Origin of the sequence: Rhodococcus sp. 14-2496-1d (genome assembly GCF_002259365.1) — a bacterium.
Lineage (GTDB): Bacteria > Actinomycetota > Actinomycetes > Mycobacteriales > Mycobacteriaceae > Rhodococcoides.
Genome location: NZ_NPFV01000035.1, coordinates 1 through 820 on the forward strand (window position 1 = coordinate 1; position 820 = coordinate 820).

Here is an 820-nt window from a genome sequence, read left to right on the forward strand (position 1 = left end):
TACGCCTCTATGAGTGCGCCCATGAAGCCTGGTCATGGAGCTCCTATCGGTACGCCGGTGCCGGGTGATGCGTTGTTTGTGTTGGATTCCGGTTTGCGGCGGGTTCCGATCGGTGTGGTTGGTGAGTTGTATGTCGCGGGGCGGGGTGTGGCACGCGGTTATGTGCGACGGCCGGGCTTGACGGCATCGCGATTCGTCGCGTGTCCGCTCGGCCCTTTGGGTTCGCGGATGTATCGCACCGGCGATCTGGTTCGTTGGAATCACGACGGCGAGCTGGAGTATGTGGGTCGCTCTGACGATCAGGTGAAGATTCGTGGTTACCGCATCGAAATCGGTGAAGTGGAAGCAACACTCGCTGCCTTGACCGGAGTGGAGCGTGCGGCAGTGGTGGCCCGTGATACCGATACCGGCAAGCAGTTGATTGGCTACGTCGTACCTACCGAGGTGTCTGCGGGAATCGATGGTGGGGCGCTGCGCGAACGAGTTGCCGCGCGATTGCCTGCGTACATGGTTCCGGCCGTGGTGATGGTCATCGACGAGTTGCCGTTAACTGTCAACGGCAAGCTGGACAAATGGGCGTTGCCCGAGCCGCAATTCGCCAGCGGCGTTCACAGAGCGCCGTCATCTCCGGTTGAAGAAATTATCTCCGGCATTTTCACGAAGGTTCTCGACCTGCCGCGAGTCAGCGTGGACGACTCCTTCTTCGACCTGGGCGGCAACTCGCTCTCTGCGATGCGTGTCGTAGCCGCCGTGCAGGAAACCTTCGACTGTGAAATCAGCGTCCGTGCACTCATGGAAGCCCCCACCGTAGCGGGCCTGG

1 protein-coding gene is annotated in these 820 nt (G+C 60.9%); it reads left to right on the plus strand.

The features are described from left to right. On the plus strand, positions 1-820 hold an 820-nt coding region (locus tag CH296_RS27870; RefSeq protein ID WP_141215490.1), incomplete at both ends, for a phosphopantetheine-binding protein.